The 16681-nt window shown below is 72.2% G+C and carries 15 protein-coding genes and 1 pseudogene; 6 read left to right on the top strand and 10 right to left on the bottom strand.

What is annotated here, in order from left to right; translation table 11 throughout:
- Positions 1-629: sigma-70 family RNA polymerase sigma factor (locus tag GQS09_RS08490; RefSeq protein WP_165985390.1), on the bottom strand; the 629-nt coding region annotated here is incomplete at its 3' end.
- A gap of 216 nt (positions 630-845) precedes the next feature.
- On the opposite strand from GQS09_RS08490, the gene trpS reads away from it, so the two are divergent.
- Positions 846-1859, top strand: a complete 1014-nt coding sequence (gene trpS / locus GQS09_RS08485; protein WP_165985384.1) for a tryptophan--tRNA ligase — start codon at positions 846-848, stop codon at positions 1857-1859.
- A gap of 246 nt (positions 1860-2105) precedes the next feature.
- Positions 2106-2696 carry a 2'-5' RNA ligase family protein gene (locus tag GQS09_RS08480; RefSeq protein WP_165985389.1) on the top strand — a complete coding sequence of 197 codons (591 nt, stop codon included), beginning with the start codon at positions 2106-2108 and terminating at the stop codon, positions 2694-2696.
- A gap of 115 nt (positions 2697-2811) precedes the next feature.
- On the opposite strand, the gene GQS09_RS08475 is transcribed toward GQS09_RS08480, so the two are convergent.
- Positions 2812-4230: a D-alanyl-D-alanine carboxypeptidase family protein gene (locus GQS09_RS08475; RefSeq protein ID WP_165985383.1), complete on the bottom strand. Its 1419-nt coding sequence runs from the start codon at positions 4228-4230 to the stop codon at positions 2812-2814.
- 245 nt (positions 4231-4475) lie between these two features.
- Between GQS09_RS08475 and GQS09_RS08470 the strand changes: the two are divergent.
- From GQS09_RS08470 to GQS09_RS08460, 3 genes and pseudogenes are all read left to right on the top strand, one after another.
- Positions 4476-5893, top strand: a pseudogene (locus GQS09_RS08470) (metallophosphoesterase).
- Between the two features lie 273 nt (positions 5894-6166).
- A complete protein-coding gene (locus tag GQS09_RS08465; protein WP_165985382.1) occupies positions 6167-6721 on the top strand; it encodes a carboxypeptidase-like regulatory domain-containing protein in 555 nt (184 codons plus the stop codon).
- 185 nt (positions 6722-6906) lie between these two features.
- Positions 6907-8544, top strand: coding sequence for an ABC transporter substrate-binding protein (locus tag GQS09_RS08460; protein ID WP_165985381.1), 1638 nt, complete (start codon positions 6907-6909; stop codon positions 8542-8544).
- A 148-nt stretch (positions 8545-8692) separates the two neighbouring features.
- On the opposite strand, the gene GQS09_RS08455 is transcribed toward GQS09_RS08460, so the two are convergent.
- The 4 genes from GQS09_RS08455 to GQS09_RS08440 form a co-directional block, all read right to left on the bottom strand.
- A complete protein-coding gene (locus GQS09_RS08455; protein ID WP_313896052.1) occupies positions 8693-9562 on the bottom strand; it encodes a TetR family transcriptional regulator in 870 nt (289 codons plus the stop codon).
- A 76-nt stretch (positions 9563-9638) separates the two neighbouring features.
- On the bottom strand, positions 9639-10109 hold the full coding sequence (locus GQS09_RS08450) for a DCC1-like thiol-disulfide oxidoreductase family protein (RefSeq protein WP_165985380.1): 471 nt from the start codon (positions 10107-10109) through the stop codon (positions 9639-9641).
- A gap of 3 nt (positions 10110-10112) precedes the next feature.
- Positions 10113-10526: a hypothetical protein gene (locus tag GQS09_RS08445; RefSeq protein WP_165985379.1), complete on the bottom strand. Its 414-nt coding sequence runs from the start codon at positions 10524-10526 to the stop codon at positions 10113-10115.
- A gap of 159 nt (positions 10527-10685) precedes the next feature.
- Positions 10686-12053 (bottom strand): FAD-binding oxidoreductase, encoded by a 1368-nt coding sequence (locus GQS09_RS08440; protein ID WP_165985378.1) that lies wholly within the window; start codon positions 12051-12053, stop codon positions 10686-10688.
- Positions 12054-12227: 174 nt separating this feature from the next.
- Here GQS09_RS08440 and GQS09_RS08435 point away from each other — a divergent pair, with 174 nt between their 5' ends.
- On the top strand, positions 12228-12593 hold the full coding sequence (locus tag GQS09_RS08435; RefSeq protein ID WP_165985377.1) for a VOC family protein: 366 nt from the start codon (positions 12228-12230) through the stop codon (positions 12591-12593).
- Between the two features lie 127 nt (positions 12594-12720).
- Here GQS09_RS08435 and GQS09_RS08430 read toward each other — a convergent pair whose 3' ends face one another.
- Genes GQS09_RS08430 through sdhC form a run of 4 tightly spaced genes read right to left on the bottom strand, consistent with a single transcriptional unit; the run spans position 12721 to position 16116 of the window.
- Positions 12721-13488, bottom strand: a complete 768-nt coding sequence (locus GQS09_RS08430) for a succinate dehydrogenase iron-sulfur subunit (RefSeq protein ID WP_165985376.1) — start codon at positions 13486-13488, stop codon at positions 12721-12723.
- Positions 13488-15248, bottom strand: a complete 1761-nt coding sequence (gene sdhA, locus GQS09_RS08425) for a succinate dehydrogenase flavoprotein subunit (RefSeq protein ID WP_165985375.1) — start codon at positions 15246-15248, stop codon at positions 13488-13490. Before sdhA ends, GQS09_RS08430 begins: the two co-directional genes overlap by 1 nt.
- A 22-nt stretch (positions 15249-15270) precedes the next feature.
- Positions 15271-15729: a succinate dehydrogenase hydrophobic membrane anchor subunit gene (locus tag GQS09_RS08420; protein WP_165985374.1), complete on the bottom strand. Its 459-nt coding sequence runs from the start codon at positions 15727-15729 to the stop codon at positions 15271-15273.
- Between the two features lie 6 nt (positions 15730-15735).
- Positions 15736-16116, bottom strand: coding sequence for a succinate dehydrogenase, cytochrome b556 subunit (gene sdhC / locus GQS09_RS08415; protein ID WP_165985373.1), 381 nt, complete (start codon positions 16114-16116; stop codon positions 15736-15738).
- Between the last annotated feature and the right edge of the window lie 565 nt (positions 16117-16681).

The raw sequence follows: 16681 nt of genomic DNA, 5'->3' as shown, positions 1-16681 counted from the left end.
CCCCGACCCGGACCGGCACCCTGCGCCGGGCCCCGGCCCCGGCCCCGGCCCCGGTCCCGGTCCGGGTCGGGGTCCGGGTCCGGGTCCGGGGCGCCGGCCAGGCGTGCCCGGAGCCGCGCCAGCGCCCTGTGCTGGCGCGACTTCACCGTGCCGCGCGGCCACCCCAGCACCGCCGAGGTCTCCTCCTCGTCCAGGTCCAGCAGGAACCGGCACACCAGCACCTGCCGGTGCGGCTCGCTCAGCGTCCGCAGCGCGCCCACCAGCTCCCGGCGGCGCTCCCCGGCCAGCACGGCCGTGGACGCGTCGGCCACCGCCAGCCGCTCCTCCGGGGCCACCGCGCCCAGCCCGTCGAGCGCGGCACCGCGCCGCTCGGCCGCCGCCCGGCGGCCCAGCGCGCGCAGGGCATTGCGGGTCTCGTTGGCCACGATGCGCAGCAGCCACGGCCGGAAGGCCGCGCCGTCCCGGAACCGGTCCAGCGACCGGTACGCCTTGACGAAGGCGATCTGCACCACATCCTCCGTCTCCGCGCCCGCACCCAGCAGGGCGGCCGTGCGGTGCGCGATCCCGGAGTGGGCGCGCACCAGCGACGCATAGGCGTCCGGCTCCCCGGCGCGTATGCGTGCGACCAGTTCCCCGTCGCGGTCCCCGTCCTCCCGGGCGGCGGCCCCGGCCCTGCCTGCCGGTCCCGCCGGTCCCGCCGGGTCCGCTCCGGTGTCCTTCTCCGCTACCGCGCGTCTCCTCGTCCGTCCCGGCCGGCCGCCTGCCGCGGCCGGCCACCGCAGTGTCCCGTCGTCTTCCTACACCGGGGGGACGCCCGGGGTTCCGGTGCTGAGAGAATGGCCGGCATGGCCACCGATCGTCCTCGCGTGCTTTCCGGTATCCAGCCCACCTCGGGCTCCTTCCACCTGGGCAACTACCTCGGCGCCGTCCGCCAGTGGGTCGCCCTGCAGGAGACCCACGACGCCTTCTACGCGGTCGTGGACCTGCATGCGATCACCATTCCGCAGGACCCGCGGGAGCTGCGTGCGGCGACCCGGCTGGCCGCCGCCCAGCTGCTGGCGGCGGGCCTGGACCCGGACCGCTGCACCCTGTTCGTGCAGAGCCATGTCCCGGAGCACGCGCAGCTCGGCTGGGTGATGAACTGCATGACCCAGTTCGGCGAGGCCAGCCGGATGACGCAGTTCAAGGACAAGTCCGCCAGGCAGGGCGCGGAGAGCACCACGGTGGGGCTGTTCACCTACCCGATCCTCCAGGCGGCGGACATCCTGCTGTACCAGGCGGACCAGGTGCCGGTGGGGGAGGACCAGCGGCAGCACGTCGAGCTGACCCGGGACGTGGCCGAGCGGTTCAACGGCCGCTACGGCACGACCTTCACCGTCCCCTCGGCGTACATCCTCAAGGAGACCGCGAAGATCTACGACCTGCAGGACCCGTCCATCAAGATGAGCAAGACGGCGTCCTCGCCCAAGGGCATCGTCAATCTGCTGGACGACCCCAAGGTGTCGGCCAAGAAGATCAGGAGCGCGGTCACCGACACCGGCACCGTGGTCCGCTACGACCCGGTCGCCAAGCCGGGGGTCAGCAATCTGCTGACCATCTACGCGGCGCTGACCGGCCTGACGATCCAGGAGCTGGAGGAGAAGTTCGCCGGGCAGCTCTACGGGCCGCTGAAGACCGAGCTGGCCGGGATCGTGGCCGACTGGACGGCCCCGTTCCGCGAGCGCGCGCAGGGCTATCTGGACGATCCGGCCGAGCTCGACGCGATCCTGGCGCGCGGTGCCGACAAGGCACGCGAGGTGGCCGCCCCGGTCCTGGCCGCGGCCTACGAGAAGGTCGGCTTCCTGCCCCAGCGGCGCTGACCGCACCGCCGCCCGTGCTGCCGCGCGCCGGGCCGGTGCTCCCGGCACCGGGGCCGTGCGCCGCCGCGCCCGCGGCACGCCGTGGCTGTGAGGAAGTGCACCGGGACGGCATCTCCGCTGCACAGTGGTGTCAACGGACCTTCGGCCCGGCCAAGAAGGGCGGAAGACTGCTCGCTTTACGGGCGCGCACCGGCCACACTGGCACGGGCATCGGGCTCGGCAGGAGGGAGTAGCACGGACATGGAGGTGGGGATCGTCACGCTGGGCGTGTCGCTCGCGGTCCCGGAGCCGCACGGCGGTCTGCTCCAGCAGCGCCGGCTCGGTTTCGGTGACTCCGCCGCCGTCTGCATTCCCGCCCATGTGACCCTGCTGCCGCCGACCGAGGTGCCGGTGGACGAGTGCCCGGCCGTCGAGGAGCATCTGGCGGCCATCGCCGCGGCCGGCCGGCCCTTCACCATGCGGCTGTCCGGCACCGGGACGTTCCGCCCGCTCACCCCCGTGGTCTTCGTCCGGGTGGTGGAGGGAGCGGGCGAGTGCGGGCTGCTCCAGCAGCGGGTGCGGGAGCCCGGCGGGCCGCTCGCCCGTGAGCTGCCCTTCCCCTACCACCCGCATGTGACGGTGGCTCACGGCATCGCCGAGGAGGCGCTCGATCTGGCCCAGCGCGAGCTGGCCGGGTACGAGGCAAGCTGGACCGCGCACGGCTTCGCCCTGCACGAGCAGGACGGAGAGGGCGTGTGGCGACTGCGCCGGGAGTTCCGTTTCCCTACCACGGCCGCTCCGGCGGCCCGGCTGCCGCACCAGCAGACAGCGGCCCGGCGCCCGCAGACCACGGCCTAGCGCCGCCCGGCCCGGCCCGGCTGCCGCACCAGGCCGCGCAGCGGCAGGGGCAGGGACGGCGGCCGCGGCGGCCGCGGGAGCCCCGGCGGCGGGCGCCGCGCTCCGGTGCCGGCGGTCAGCCGCCGGAGGGCCGGTCGGGGCGCTTGGGCATCACATAGACGCGCAGCGGGCGGTTCCTGCCGCGCCGCCGCCGGCCCAGCAGCCAGGCACCCGCCAGCAGACCGACCATCAGCGCGGTGGTCGTGGAGAGCAGGGTGACGGTGCCCACCGGGCCGCCGGAGGAGCCGTCCTTCTCGCCGGCCGCCTCGGCCAGGCCCCGGTCCTCGCCGTCTTCGCCGTCCCCGGCGTCCTTGCCGTTCTTCTCCGCCTCCTGGGCCTCCTGCTCGGCCAGTTCGGTCAGCGACGGCACGAGTTCGCCGACCGGCTCCACCTTGCCGGCCGCGGTGAAGCCCCAGTCGAACAGGGCCGCGGTCTCCTTGTAGACCCGCAGCCGGTCGTCGTCCTCGGGGTTCATGCAGGTGGCGATGAGGGTCCGGCCGTTCCGTTCGGCCATTCCGGTGTAGGTGAACCCGGCCTTGGAGGTGTAGCCGTTCTTGACGCCCATGATGCCCTTGTACGGGTCCAGGCCGGAGTCGCCGACCAGCAGCCGGTTGGTGGACTGGATCTGGTACGTGGGCCGTTTGGGCGGCTTCTCCGGTCCGTCGCCGCGCCTGGGGTCCTCCCCGCCGGTGCTGCTGCCGCCGTCGCCGTCCGGGCCGTCCTCGTCCTCGTCCTGCTCGTCCTCCTCCACCGCGCCCGGGAAGTCGTAGGTGGCGGTGGAGGCGTAGCGCCGGAAGTCCTCGTCGCGCATGCCGGCGCGGGCGAAGAGGGTGAGGTCGTAGGCGGAGGAGACCTGGCCGGGGCCGTCGTAGCCGTCCGGGTTGACCACCCGGGTGTCCATGGCCTGGAGTTCCTCGGCCCGTTCGTTCATCTGCCGGACGGTCTTCTCCTTGCCGCCGTTGAGCGCGGTCAGCGCGTACACCGCGTCGTTGCCGGAGGCCAGGAAGACGCCGTACCAGAGCTGGTCCACGGTGTAGGTCTGGCCGTCCGCGATGCCGACCCGGCTGCTGCCCGCGCCCATGTCCACGAAGTCCGCGGGATCGACCAGGTAGCTCTGCTCCTTGTCCAGGCTGCCGAGGAGGGTGTCGGCGAAGAGCATCTTGATGGTGCTGGCGGGGGCCAGCGGCCAGTGGGCGTTCTTGGCGGCCAGCACGTCCCCGCTGTCCGCGTCCGCCACGATCCATGCCCGGCAGGTGGTCCTGGGCAGTCGGGGCGCGCCGTCCAGCAGCTTCACCTGGGTGCCGCTGCGGCCGAGCAGTTCGCCGCCGATGGTGGACATCCTGGCGGGCGGGGCGGGATCGTCGATCGTGTCCTCGTCCTCGGCGGCGACCGCCGGGGGGGCCGTGCCCAGCAGGACGGGCAGGGCCAGCGCGGCGGCGGCGATCGCGCGGCGGCGGGCCGGGGAGCCACGCAGCACCCCGCGCGATCTGCTCATACGACGAGATGACAAGACGCGAGTCAACACATCGTGAACTTACCTGTGGTACCCACACGTGCCACCAGCCGGGGAGAGCCGAATCGGTGAGATTTTCGGATCATCGGGGCGAGAACCCTCCGGTCGGGTGACCCGTGGTCCGGGATACTGGAACCCATGGCCTGCCCCGGAATCCCGAACGGACTCATCGGTTTTCGCTGTCTGTGCGTCCTACCCGCTGAGCCAGACCAGCGAAAGGGTTCGGAATGATCGTCCTTGCCGTCGTCCTCGTCCTCGTGCTGATCGGTGTGATCGGCCTCGCCCACTGGTATCTGTGGCGCCGCCTGGTGCGCGATGTCTCGGCACCGGGGAGCGTCTACCGCCGGACCGGCACGGTGCTGATCTTCCTGCTGCCCGCGGCCCTGGTGGCCTCCCAGGCGGGAGCCATGGCGGGCGTGCCCTTCGGGCTGCGGCAGGTGCTCTCCTGGCCCGGCTTCTACTGGGCCGCGCTGCTGCTCTATCTGCTGCTGGCACTGCTGGCCGGCGAGCTGGTCCGGCCGCTGCTGCGGATCTGGCTCCGCCGCCGGGACGCCGCCGCGTCCGCCGGCAGCGCCGGGCAGGCGGACCGGGCGGATGCCGCGGGCCCGGAGGACGACCGGGCGCTGCTGGTCGGCGCGGCCCGGTCCTCCCCCGCATCCTCCTCCGGAGGCGGCACCGCGGCCCAGGGGCACCCCGGCGCCTCCGGCGGGACCGCCGCCCCGGGGGCGTCCGGGGCGTCCGCGGCGCCCGCCGGTGCGGCGGGCGCCGCCGTACCCGCCGGGCCGGAGGACCCGGGCCGCCGGCTGTTCATCGCCCGCACCGTGGCCGTCGGCGCCGCCACGGCCGCCGCCGCGACCGTCGGATACGGCAGCTACGCCGCCCGCAACCTGACCACCAAGCACGTCACCGTCCCGCTGGCCAAGCTGCCCCGCTCCGCCGACGGTTACCGGATCGCCGTGGTCAGCGACATCCACCTCGGCCCGCTCATGGGCCGCGGCCACTGCCGGCGCGTGGTGGACGCCATCAACCGCACCCAGCCGGACCTCATCACGGTGGTGGGCGACCTGGTGGACGGCGATGTGGCGGAGCTGCGCTCGGCCGCGGCCCCGCTGGCCGACCTCCGGGCCCGGCAGGGCGCCTACTTCGTCACCGGGAACCACGAGTACTTCTCCGGCGCCGGGCAGTGGATCGACCATGTGCGCGAGCTGGGCATGACCCCGCTGGAGAACGCCCGGGTGGAGCTGGACGCCTTCGACCTGGCCGGGGTCAACGACCTCGAGGGCGAGAGCGACGGCCAGGGCCCGGACTTCGAGGCGGCGCTGGGCGACCGGGACCGGCAGCGGGCCAGCGTGCTGATGGCGCACCAGCCGGTGCAGATCCACGACGCCGTGGACTACGGCGTGGATCTCCAGCTCTNGCCGTGGACTACGGCGTGGATCTCCAGCTCTCCGGGCACACCCACGGCGGCCAGCTCTGGCCGGGCCCGTATCTGGCCGCGCTGGCCAATCCCACGGTCGCCGGACTGGAGCGTTACGGCGACACCCAGCTCTATGTCACCCGCGGGGCCGGAGCCTGGGGCCCACCGGTACGAGTCGGGGCAGATCCGGACATCACGGTCGTCACCTTGGCCTCCACCCGGGCCTGACCCCCGTCCGAGTGGAAAGCTGTTCTTCTTTCGCTCTTCTGTCAGTCAACTATTCGGGCCACGCTGGTGTCCTTGGATAACGAGACGGCAACATCTGGGCACCGGTACCGCGGCGTGGGGCCGCGGGCCCGCCGGCAGCCGGAGCGGAGGGCTTCCCGGCGGCGGAGCGGACACCGGTGGGACGACCGGACGGACAACGGCAGCAATGACCATGACGGCAGCACGGGCGCGGACAGGGTGACCGGACAGCGGACGAGATGAGGAGTGTGGGGAATGTCGGACTCCCTCTCGCGCGGCGGCGACGAGGGCGCCGCCGCGCAGCGGGGCGGCGGCCCCGGGACGGGCGGCGACAGCGACAGCGGCAGAGACGGCAGCGGCGGCAGTAACGGCAGCAACGGCATCGGCACGGGGGGACACGGCGCCATGGACACCATCGACGGCATCGACGGCATCGACTTCATCGACAGCGGCACCACCGGTTCGCCCGGCACCACCGGTGCCGCCGGCCCGGAGGGAGCGGCCGGGGCCACCGTGGGCACCGCCGTCTCCGAGGAGGACCTGCTCATCCACGGCACCGTCTGCGACGCCTTCGGGGTGGCCCTGCCCCGCGCCGTGGTCACACTGGCCCGCAACCGCGGCGGCCGGCAGATCGCCAAGACCCGCAGCGCCCCGGACGGCGCCTTCCGGCTGCAGGCCCCGGAGCTCGGCGACTATCTGCTGGCCGTCTACGCGCCGCAGCTCGGCGAGCAGCGCGTCACCGTCACCATGAGCGGCAGTCCGGTGCAGGTGGAGTTCCGGATCGAGGTACCCGGTACGGTACTGGAGTGAGCGCCGCCCACGGGGGCCGCGACAGCCGTCCCCGTGGGCGTCATCCGGTGAGCCGGGTGCCCAAGTAGCCGTGCGATCACACCCTGAGTTGTGGCCGGTCCGTTGTGATACGGCTGGTGCATGGGGGGTCGCGCTGTGGTTGGCTGAGCTCGCAACAGGTCTTGACCAAGAAGGGGCACGTCGGGGTGCGAGCGATCAGCGCCAAAGGGGGCATAGGCATACTGCTGGCCGGCGTCCTGGTAGTGGGCGCAGTCGGAGGCTGGCTGGTTCTGCGTTCCGACGCCGGGAACGAGAAGCCGATCGTGGTCGGCGTGACGGACCGGGCCGAATCCCTCGACCCGGGGGCGAGCTACAGCGCCGGCTCATGGGATCTGTACAGCAACCTCTTCCAGGGGCTGCTCACCCTCAGCTCGGGTTCGGACACCCCGGTCCCGGACGCCGCCAAGTCGTGCGAGTTCACCGACAAGGCCTACCAGGTCTACCGCTGCACGCTCCGCGAGGGCCTGCGCTTCTCCTCCGGCCGGGCCGTCACCGCCGAGGACGTGAAGTTCTCCATCGAGCGCATCCAGGCCATGGCGCAGCGGGCCGAGGAGGAGGCCGAGGACGAGTCCATCCCGGAGGCCGACCGGTTCGCCTACAGCGGCCCGATCAGCCTGCTGCAGGGCGTCGAGGCGGTGCGCACCGACGGGCAGGACGTGATCTTCGAGCTGGCCGAGCCGGACGTCACCTTCCCGTATGTGCTGGCGGGCGGCGCGGGTTCCATCGTGGACCGCGAGGAGTACCCGCTGGACGCGCCCCGGGAGGACGGCGAGGCAACCGGCTCCGGACCCTATGTGCTCAAGGACTACGCCGAGGTCGACGAGGAGACCGGCACTCCCGGCTTTGCCGAGCTGGTGCCCAATCCCGACTACAAGGGCGCCGTGAAGGGGCCCAGGCTGCCCGCCACCATCCGCTACTACGCGGGCCCGGAGGAGCTGAAGGAGGCCTGGGAGAAGCGGGAGATCGACGTCAACGCGGGGCAGATGGCGGCCGAGGACATCGTGGCCGTGGACCGCAACGACGCCACCATCCGGTACGAGGAGACCACCGGGTTCTCGGTCCGGATGCTGATCAACGGCGTGAACGGCCCCGGCCCCACCGGTGACAAGGCGGTGCGCCGGGCCCTGGCCGCGCTGCTGGACCGGGACGCCATCTCCTCCCAGGTCCGGCTGGACACCGTGGAGCCGGCCTACTCGCTGATCCCGGTCGGCGTCGCCGGGCACGGCACGCCCTACTACGACCTGTACGCCGAGACCGGCCCGGAGGACGTCCGCGGCAGCCTGGAGGACGCGGGCTACGACCTGCCCATCGCGCTGAACTTGGGCTACGCGGGCCAGGTGCACGCCGAGGAGGCCGCGTTCGTCGACGCGATGCTGGAGGCGGACGGCATCTTCGAGATCACCGTGCAGGAGTTCCAGAGCTTCGGCGAGATCTTCGGCGCTCTCCAGGCCGGGGACATCGACTCCTACTTCGTGGGCTGGCGGCCGGACTTCTCCGACCCCGACACCTACACCGCCCCGCTGCTGCTGGAGGACTCGGTCCTCTCCCACGGGTACGCCAACGCCCGGCTCGCGCAGCTCGTCGCCGAGACCAAGGGGCAGCCGCAGCGCGGCAGCACCACCGACCTGTTCCGGGAGATCCAGGCGCTCGCCGCCGAGGACGCGGTGGTGATCCCGATCTGGCAGGACTGGCAGATCACCGTGGCGGTCCGCGAGATCACCGGACTGCAGAACCTGCGCGACGCCGGAGGCATCTTCCGCCTCTGGGAGCTCGACCGCCTCTGACGGCGCCTGTGCCGGCGCCTCTGCCGGTTCCGCGGGCCGACTGCGCCGCGTTGCGCGGCGGCCCGCGCGGCCACCGCGCAACGCAGCGCAGCGACGAGGGACGAACCGGCCCCCGCGCCCGCCACCGGGCACGGGGGCCGGACCCGTCTCACCGCCCCGCGCCGCCCTGCGGCCCCCCGCTGTCCTTCCGGTCGTCCTTCCCTCCGGTGCGTTCCCCTCCGGTGCCTTCCCCTCCGGTGCGTTCCCCTCCGGTGCGTTCCCCTCCGGTGCCTTCCCCTCCGGTGCGTTCCCCGCCGGGCCCCGCGGATCTGCCTCCGCCCCGCTCCCGCGCCTCCTCCGCCTGGTCGCTGGGGAGCAGGAAGTCGTGCAGGATGTCCCGGATTTCCCGTACCACCGGGCGCAGCACCCGGTACCGGGAGAGCGACACCGCGGTGGCGGCCAGCGGCGCGGCCCGCTCCACCAGGCGGCGGCTGCGGGCACAGCCGGGCGAGCGGTCGTGCGCCCAGTAGAGCACCAGGCCCATCTGCTGGAGCCAGAGCAACTGCGGAAGCATTTCGGCCAGTTCCGGATCGGCCTTCACCCTGGCCCCGGAGAGCACCTCGCGGTAGACGTCGATGGCCGCCTCGCGCGGGCCGCTGGACTCGGGGGAGAAGGGGCTGAGCGGGCTGTCCGGGTCGGCGGCGTTCTTGAAGAACTGTGCCGCGAACCGGTGGTAGGGCTCCGCGATGTCCAGCCAGACCAGCATGACGCCGCGCAGCCGTGCGGCCAGGTCGGTCTCCCGGGCGAGCACGTCCCGGACCGCCGCCCGGTGCTCGGCGGCGATCCGGTCGTAGAAGCCCTGGATGAGGTGCTCCTTGGAGGCGAAGTAGTAGTAGGCGTTGCCCACCGAGACCCCGGCCTCCTGCGCGATGGCCCGCATGGTGGTCTTGTCGTAGCCGCGCTCCTCGAAGAGGCGCATGGCGCTCTGCAGGATGCGGGTCCGGGTCTGCTCGCTCTTCTCGGTCCGGCCGCTCTTCACCGGCCGGCGGCCGGTGCCCGTGCCGCCTGCCCCGGCCGCCGCCCGTCCGTCCACACCATCGCTCACCTGCCCGAGGTTAGCCCGGCGCCGGGCCGGGCCGGGTGTCCGGCACCGCGCAGCCGTCCGGGCAGGCCCCCTCCGCCTGCCCGGACGGCCGCGCCGGCCCGGTGAGCGCGGAGCCGTGCGTCTCCCGGTAACGGGCGGCGGCCAGCACCGCGGCGCGGGCGAACGGCCGCCCGGCGGGCGTGGACAGCCGGTGCGCCAGGCCGCGGTACCCGTCCAGCGCCCACAGCACCGCGATCCAGGCCGCCGTGCCCCGGTACACCTGGCCGGAGTCGCCGATCACGGTGATCTCCCGGAGCGTGGCGCCGTGGTCCAGGTGCGGGAACCGGCGCCGGGCCTCCTCCGACGCCACCGGCACCGGGTCCAGCGGCACGCGCTGCCGCTGCCGTTCCAGCCAGGTGCGGACGAAGGCGCACAGCGGGCAGTCCGGGTCGTACAGCACGGTCAGCCGCCGTACCGGGAACGCGGCCTGCTTCCCGCCCACGGCTCAGGCTCCCGGTGTGGGCACGGCCGTGGTCCAGCCCTGCGGCGGCACCGGCGGGTGCTGCTCGCGCTCCTGGATGCCGCGGCGCCTGATCCGGTGGAAGACGAACACGTTGACCAGGTGCAGGGCGCCCAGCACCAGCAGCACCACGCCCAGCTTCACGGACAGTTCCTCGATGACCACCCGCCAGTCCTCCATGACGGCCCCGTTGCGCAGGTGGAGCGCCACGAACCCGAGGTTGACCAGGTAGAAGCCCACCACCAGCAGGTGGTTGACGGACTCGGCCAGCGACTCGTTGCCGCGCATCACGTCCACCAGGAACACCCGTCCGTTCCGGCTGAGCGTGCGCGCCACCCAGACGGTCAGACCGATGCTGACCACCAGATAGATCACATATGCCACCACGCTGAGGTCCATTCCCGGCCCCTCACTTCCTTCTTGAACATGTTCAAAATCTCGGCTCCTCGACCGTACCCCCGCTTTTGAACATGTTCAACACCGGGGCCGGTGGCCCCCGTCACAACGGAAGGCGCCCCGCCCCTTCCAGGGACGGGGCGCCTTCCGCGGCCGCCCGGCTCAGAACACCTTGCCCGGATTGAGAATCCCGAGCGGATCGAACGCCCGCTTGACCGCGCGCTGCATCTCCAGCCCCACCGGGCCGAGTTCCCGGGCCAGCCACTCCTTCTTCAGCACGCCCACCCCGTGCTCGCCGGTGATGGTGCCGCCCAGTTCCAGGCCGAGCGCCATGATCTCGTCGAACGACTCCCGGGCCCGCCGGGACTCGTCCTCGTCGCGCGGGTCGAAGCACACCGTGGGATGCGTATTGCCGTCGCCCGCGTGGGCCACCACCCCGATGGTCAGCCGGTGCCGGCGGCCGATCGCGGCCACCCCGCCCAGCAGCTCCGCCAGCCTGCTGCGCGGCACGCACACGTCGTCGATCATGGTGGTGCCGGTCACCGCCTCCAGCGCCACCAGCGCGGAGCGGCGGGCCGCCAGCAGCATCTCCGACTCGGCCGCGTCCTCGGCCGGGACCACCTCGGTGGCCCCGGCTTCCCGGCACAGCGCACCGACCGCCGCCAGATCGGCGGCCGGTTCGGCGGTGTCGAAGGCGCACAGCAGCAGCGCCTCGGTGCTCTCCGGCAGACCCATCCGGGTCAGCCGGTTGACGGCGGCCAGTGTGGTGGCGTCCATCAGCTCCAGCAGCGACGGCGTGTGCCCGGCCGCCATGACCGCGCACACCGCCTCGCCGGCCGCCTGCGCGGAGGGGAACTCCGCGGCCAGCACGAGCTGCGGCGGAGGAGCCGGCTTCAGCGCCAGCACCGCCCGCACCACCACCCCCAGCGTCCCCTCCGACCCCACGAACAGGCGGGTCAGGTCGTACCCGGCGACCCCCTTCGCGGTCCGCCGGCCGGTGCGCAGCAGTCTGCCGTCGGCCAGTACCACGTCCAGCCCCAGCACATACTCCGCCGTCACCCCGTACTTGACGCAGCACAGGCCGCCGGACGCGGTGCCGATGTTGCCGCCGATGGTGCACTGCTCCCAGCTCGACGGGTCGGGCGGGTAGGTCATGCCCTGCGCCTGCACCGCCTTGGTCAGGTCGGCGTTGACCACGCCCGGCTCCACCACGGCGATCCGGTTCACCGGGTCGATCTCCAGAATCCGGTCCATCCGCAGGAGGGACAGCACCATGCCGCCGTCCACGGCGTTCGCCGCCCCGGACAGCCCTGTCCGCGCCCCCTGCGGCACGACCGGCACCCGCAGCGCGCTCGCGGTCCGCAGGGCGTGCTGCACCTGCTCCACCGTACGGGGCAGCACCACCACCGCCGGGCGGCCGGCCGGACAGAAGCCGGCCATGTCGTGCGCGTACGACGCCATGACGTCCTGATCGGTGAGCACGGCCTCGGCGGGCAGGCCCTCCCGCAGCCGTGCGACAAGATGCTCCATCCCCCCACGGTCGCACCGGCCACCCGCCGGGAGAACCCCCACGTCACCGCCGGCCCGCGGGCATGAGGCGAACGGCCCACCGGCGGCGGGGCCGGGCCCCTGCACCCCCGCCGCCCGGTGCGCGGCGCGGAATTCCGCTTGCGTCCGCCGCGCTCAGGCTCCACGCTGCGGTTCATGCACCTGAACCATCTCGGCCTTCCCGTGCGGGACGTGGCGCGCAGCAAGCGGTTCTACGAGACGTACTTCGGCTTCGGTCCCGGCACCGCGCGGCAGTACGACGACGGCACCGTCATCATCCGCAACGCCGACGGTTTCGACCTCGCGCTGCACGGCGTCCAGGAGGTCGGCCCGCCGCCGCCCTTCCTGCACTTCGGCTTCCGGCTCGCCGCGCCCGGCGAGGTGCGGGCCCTGCTCGCCCGGATGCGCGGGGACGGTCTGCGCATCACCGAGGACTACGACGAACCGGCCTATGTCGCGTTCAAGTGCGCCGACCCGGACGGCCACCAGGTGGAGACCTACTGGGAACCCCACGACGCCTGACCGGCGCGCGGACCCGGAGGCCCGGTGACCCGGCCGTGCCGCGCCGGGCGGACGCACGCGCGGGGCCGGTACCCGGACCGGGTACCGGCCCCGCGACGGCGACGCGTCCGGCCGTGCGCGCGAGCGCTCAGAAGCGGCGCGTGATCAGCGCCCTCTTGACCTCCTGGATGGCCTTGGTCACCTCGATCCCGCGCGGGCAGGCATCGGTGCAGTTGAAGGTGGTGCGGCAGCGCCAGACGCCGTCCTTGTCGTTGAGGATCTCCAGCCGCTGCTCACCTCCCTCGTCCCGCGAGTCGAAGATGAAGCGGTGCGCGTTGACGATCGCCGCCGGGCCGAAGTACTGGCCGTCGTTCCAGAAGACGGGGCAGGAGGACGTGCAGGCCGCGCAGAGAATGCACTTGGTGGTGTCGTCGAAGCGGGCCCGGTCCTCCGCCGACTGCCGGCGCTCCCGGGTCGGCTCGTTCCCGGTCGTGATGAGGAAGGGCATCACATCGCGGTACGCCTGGAAGAACGGCTCCATGTCGACGATCAGGTCCTTGAGCACCGTCATGCCCTTGATGGGCTCGATGGTGATCGGCTTCTGCGGGCTCAGGTCCTTGATCAGCGTCTTGCATGCCAGCCGGTTCCGGCCGTTGATGCGCATGGCGTCCGAGCCGCAGATGCCGTGCGCGCAGGAGCGGCGGAAGGTCAGCGTGCCGTCCACGTCCCACTTGATCTGGTGCAGGGCGTCGAGCACCCGCTCCTTGGGATCGATCTCGATCGTGAAGTCCTGCCACACGGCCTTGTCGGAGACCTCCGGGTCGAAGCGGCGGATCCGGAAGGTGGCGGTGATCTTGTGGGCTGCCGGGGCGCCGCCGGCGGCGCTCTCCGGACGTGCTGCGGTCGCGGTGCTCATCAGTACTTACGCTCCATCGGCTGGTAGCGGGTCTGGGTGACCGGCTTGTAGTCCAGCCGGATCGACTCGTTGCCGTCCGCGTCCACCTCGCGGTACGCCATGGTGTGGCGCATGAAGTTGACGTCGTCACGGTTGGGGTAGTCCTCGCGGTAGTGCCCGCCGCGGGACTCCTTGCGGGCCAGCGCGGACACCACCAGCACCTCGGCCAGCTCCAGCAGGTTGCCCAGCTCGAACGCCTCCAGCAGGTCGGTGTTGAACCGCTTGCCCTTGTCCTGCACGGAGACGTTCCGGTACCGCCGCCGCAGCGCGCCGATGTCCTCCAGCGCCTCCTTCAGGGTCTGCTCGGTGCGGAACACCATGGCGTTCTTGTCCATGGTCTCCTGCAGCTCGCGGCGGATGTCGGCCACCCGCTCGCCGCCCTCGGAGTCGCGCAGCCGGGTCAGGGTCTCGGCCACGAAGGTCTCGGGCGCCTCCGGCAGCTCGGCATGGCCGTCCACCGTGGAGGCGTACTCGGCCGCCGCGATCCCGGCCCGCCGCCCGAAGACATTGATGTCCAGCAGCGAGTTGGTGCCCAGGCGGTTGGCGCCGTGCACCGAGACGCAGGCCACCTCGCCGGCCGCGTACAGGCCCTCCACCACGTCGGTGTTGTTGGCCAGCACCTCGCCGCGCACCGTGGTGGGAATGCCGCCCATGGCGTAGTGCGCGGTGGGCTGGATCGGGATCGGGTCGGTGTACGGCTCGATGCCCAGGTAGGTGCGGGCGAACTCGGTGATGTCCGGCAGCTTGGCGTCGAGCTGCTCCGGCGGCAGGTGGGTGAGGTCCAGGTAGACGTGGTCGGCGTCCGGGCCGCAGCCGCGCCCCTCGCGGATCTCGGTGTAGATGGAGCGGGAGACCATGTCGCGCGGCGCGAGGTCCTTGATGGTCGGCGCGTACCGCTCCATGAAGCGCTCGCCGTCCTTGTTGCGCAGGATGCCGCCCTCGCCGCGGGCGCCCTCGGTGAGCAGGATGCCCATCTTCCAGATGCCGGTCGGGTGGAACTGGAAGAACTCCATGTCCTCCAGCGGCAGCCCGCGCCGCCACGCCGCCGCCTGGCCGTCACCGGTCAGGGTGTGGGCGTTGGAGGTCACCTTGTAGAACTTGCCGTTGCCGCCGGAGGCGAAGATCACCGCCTTGGCCTGGAAGATGTGCAGCTCACCGGTGGCCAGCTCGTAGGCCACCACGCCCGCGGTCCGCTTGCGGCCGGCCTGGGTCCCGGTCAGCAGCAGGTCGAGCACGTAGAACTCGTTGTAGAACTCCACACCTTCCTTGACGCAGTTCTGGTAGAGCGTCTGGAGGATCATGTGGCCGGTGCGGTCCGCGGCGTAGCAGGAGCGGCGCACCGCGGCCTCGCCGTGGTTGCGGGTGTGGCCGCCGAACCGCCGCTGGTCGATGGTGCCGTCCGGGGTCCGGTTGAACGGCAGGCCCATCTTCTCCAGGTCCAGGACCGAGTCGATGGCCTCCTTGGCCAGGATCTCCGCGGCGTCCTGGTCGACCAGGTAGTCACCGCCCTTGACGGTGTCGAAGGTGTGCCACTCCCAGTTGTCCTCCTCGACGTTGGCCAGGGCGGCGGCCATGCCGCCCTGGGCCGCGCCGGTGTGGGAGCGGGTGGGGTAGAGCTTGGTCAGAACGGCGGTCCGGCTGCGCTTGGTGGCCTCGATCGCGGCGCGCATCCCGGCGCCGCCGGCTCCGACGATGACGGTGTCGTACTTGTGGATCTGCATGAGTCTCGTCAGCCCCGGTGCGTCAGCGGATGTTCGGGTCGAAGGTGAAGATCACCAGGGTGCCCAGCACGATGGTGAACACGGCCGCCGTGTAGAGCAGCATCTTCAGCCAGAAGCGGGTGCCGTCCCGCTGCGCGTAGTCGTTGATGATGGTGCGCAGACCGGTGGTGCCGTGCAGCATGGCGAGCCACAGCATCAGCAGGTCCCATACCTGCCAGACCGGGTCGGCCCAGCGGCCGGCCACGAAGGCGAAGCTGACCTTGGTCACGCCGCCCTCCAGCACCAGCTGGATCAGCAGATGGCCCAGCACGAGCACGACGAGCAGGATGCCGGAGAGCCGCATGAAGACCCAGGCGTAGAGCTCGAAGTTGGTGCGGGTGCTGCGCGGGGTGCGGCGGGTGCGGGCGCGCGGCGGGTCGATGCGCGGCGCGGGGTTGTCGGGGCCGAAGCCCTGCGCGTTCTCGGTGGTGATGGCGGACATGAGTCATCAGCTCCCGAACAGCTCGCGGAAGGCGTGCCCGAGGACCGGGTACGCGGCTCCGGCCATCAGCAGGGCCCACAGCCCCATCACGGCCCAGAGCATCTGCTTCTGGTAGCGCGGGCCCTTGTTCCAGAAGTCCACGGCGACGACGCGCAGGCCGTTCAGGGCGTGGAAGAGGACGGCGGCGACGAGGCCGTACTCCATGAAGGCGACGATCGGCGTCTTGTAGACGGCGATGGTGTCGTCGTAGGCCTCCGGCGACACGCGGACGAGCGAGGTATCGAGCACATGAACGAACAGGAAGAAAAAGACGAGGACACCGGTGACTCGGTGAGCCACCCATGACCACATGCCTTCCCGGCCGCGGTACAGCGTTCCTGCCGGCACGGAAAAACCCTCCGGGAGCGGATGTAGGGCCGGCCGGCCAGTTCCTTGACGAGGGGACGTCCGCCGGGCCCGGCCGGGTACGGTCCACCGGCCGCCGACATGCTATCGACGCCACCCGGAGTCGGTTGCTCCGCCCCCGGAAGTGTGATCAATCAGGCACGGATGGCTGAGTTCGGGACTGCCGGACGGCCGTATCCGGGCTCCTGGCGCACAGAGGGCCGGCCCGGCGCGGACCCCGCCCGGCGCTCGCGGCCGTGAACCGGCGGAGGGACCCGGCGGACGGAGGGAACGGGCGGACGGGGCAGCCGGGGCCGCCACCCCCCACAGGAGAGACCCCGGCTGCCACGGGCGCGCGAGCCCCGCGGCGCTCGCGTCCACGTTGGCTTCAGCGCCACACGGGGCCATTGTGTTACTGGTGCGCGCACCGGCCCGGCCGGCCCCGGATGGCCGGGCACCGACGGTCCTTGAGGGAGGCATGGACGTGCAGGCATTCGTCGCGTAGCGTACAACTCACAGAGACACACGGTTACCAGCTCTGCGACAGTATGCGGTCACACTTGCGGTC

This window comes from Streptomyces sp. YIM 98790 (assembly GCF_011421595.1).
Lineage (GTDB): Bacteria > Actinomycetota > Actinomycetes > Streptomycetales > Streptomycetaceae > Streptomyces.
The sequence above is the reverse complement of the archived record's forward strand: the minus strand, read 5'-3'. Positions and strand labels throughout refer to the sequence as shown.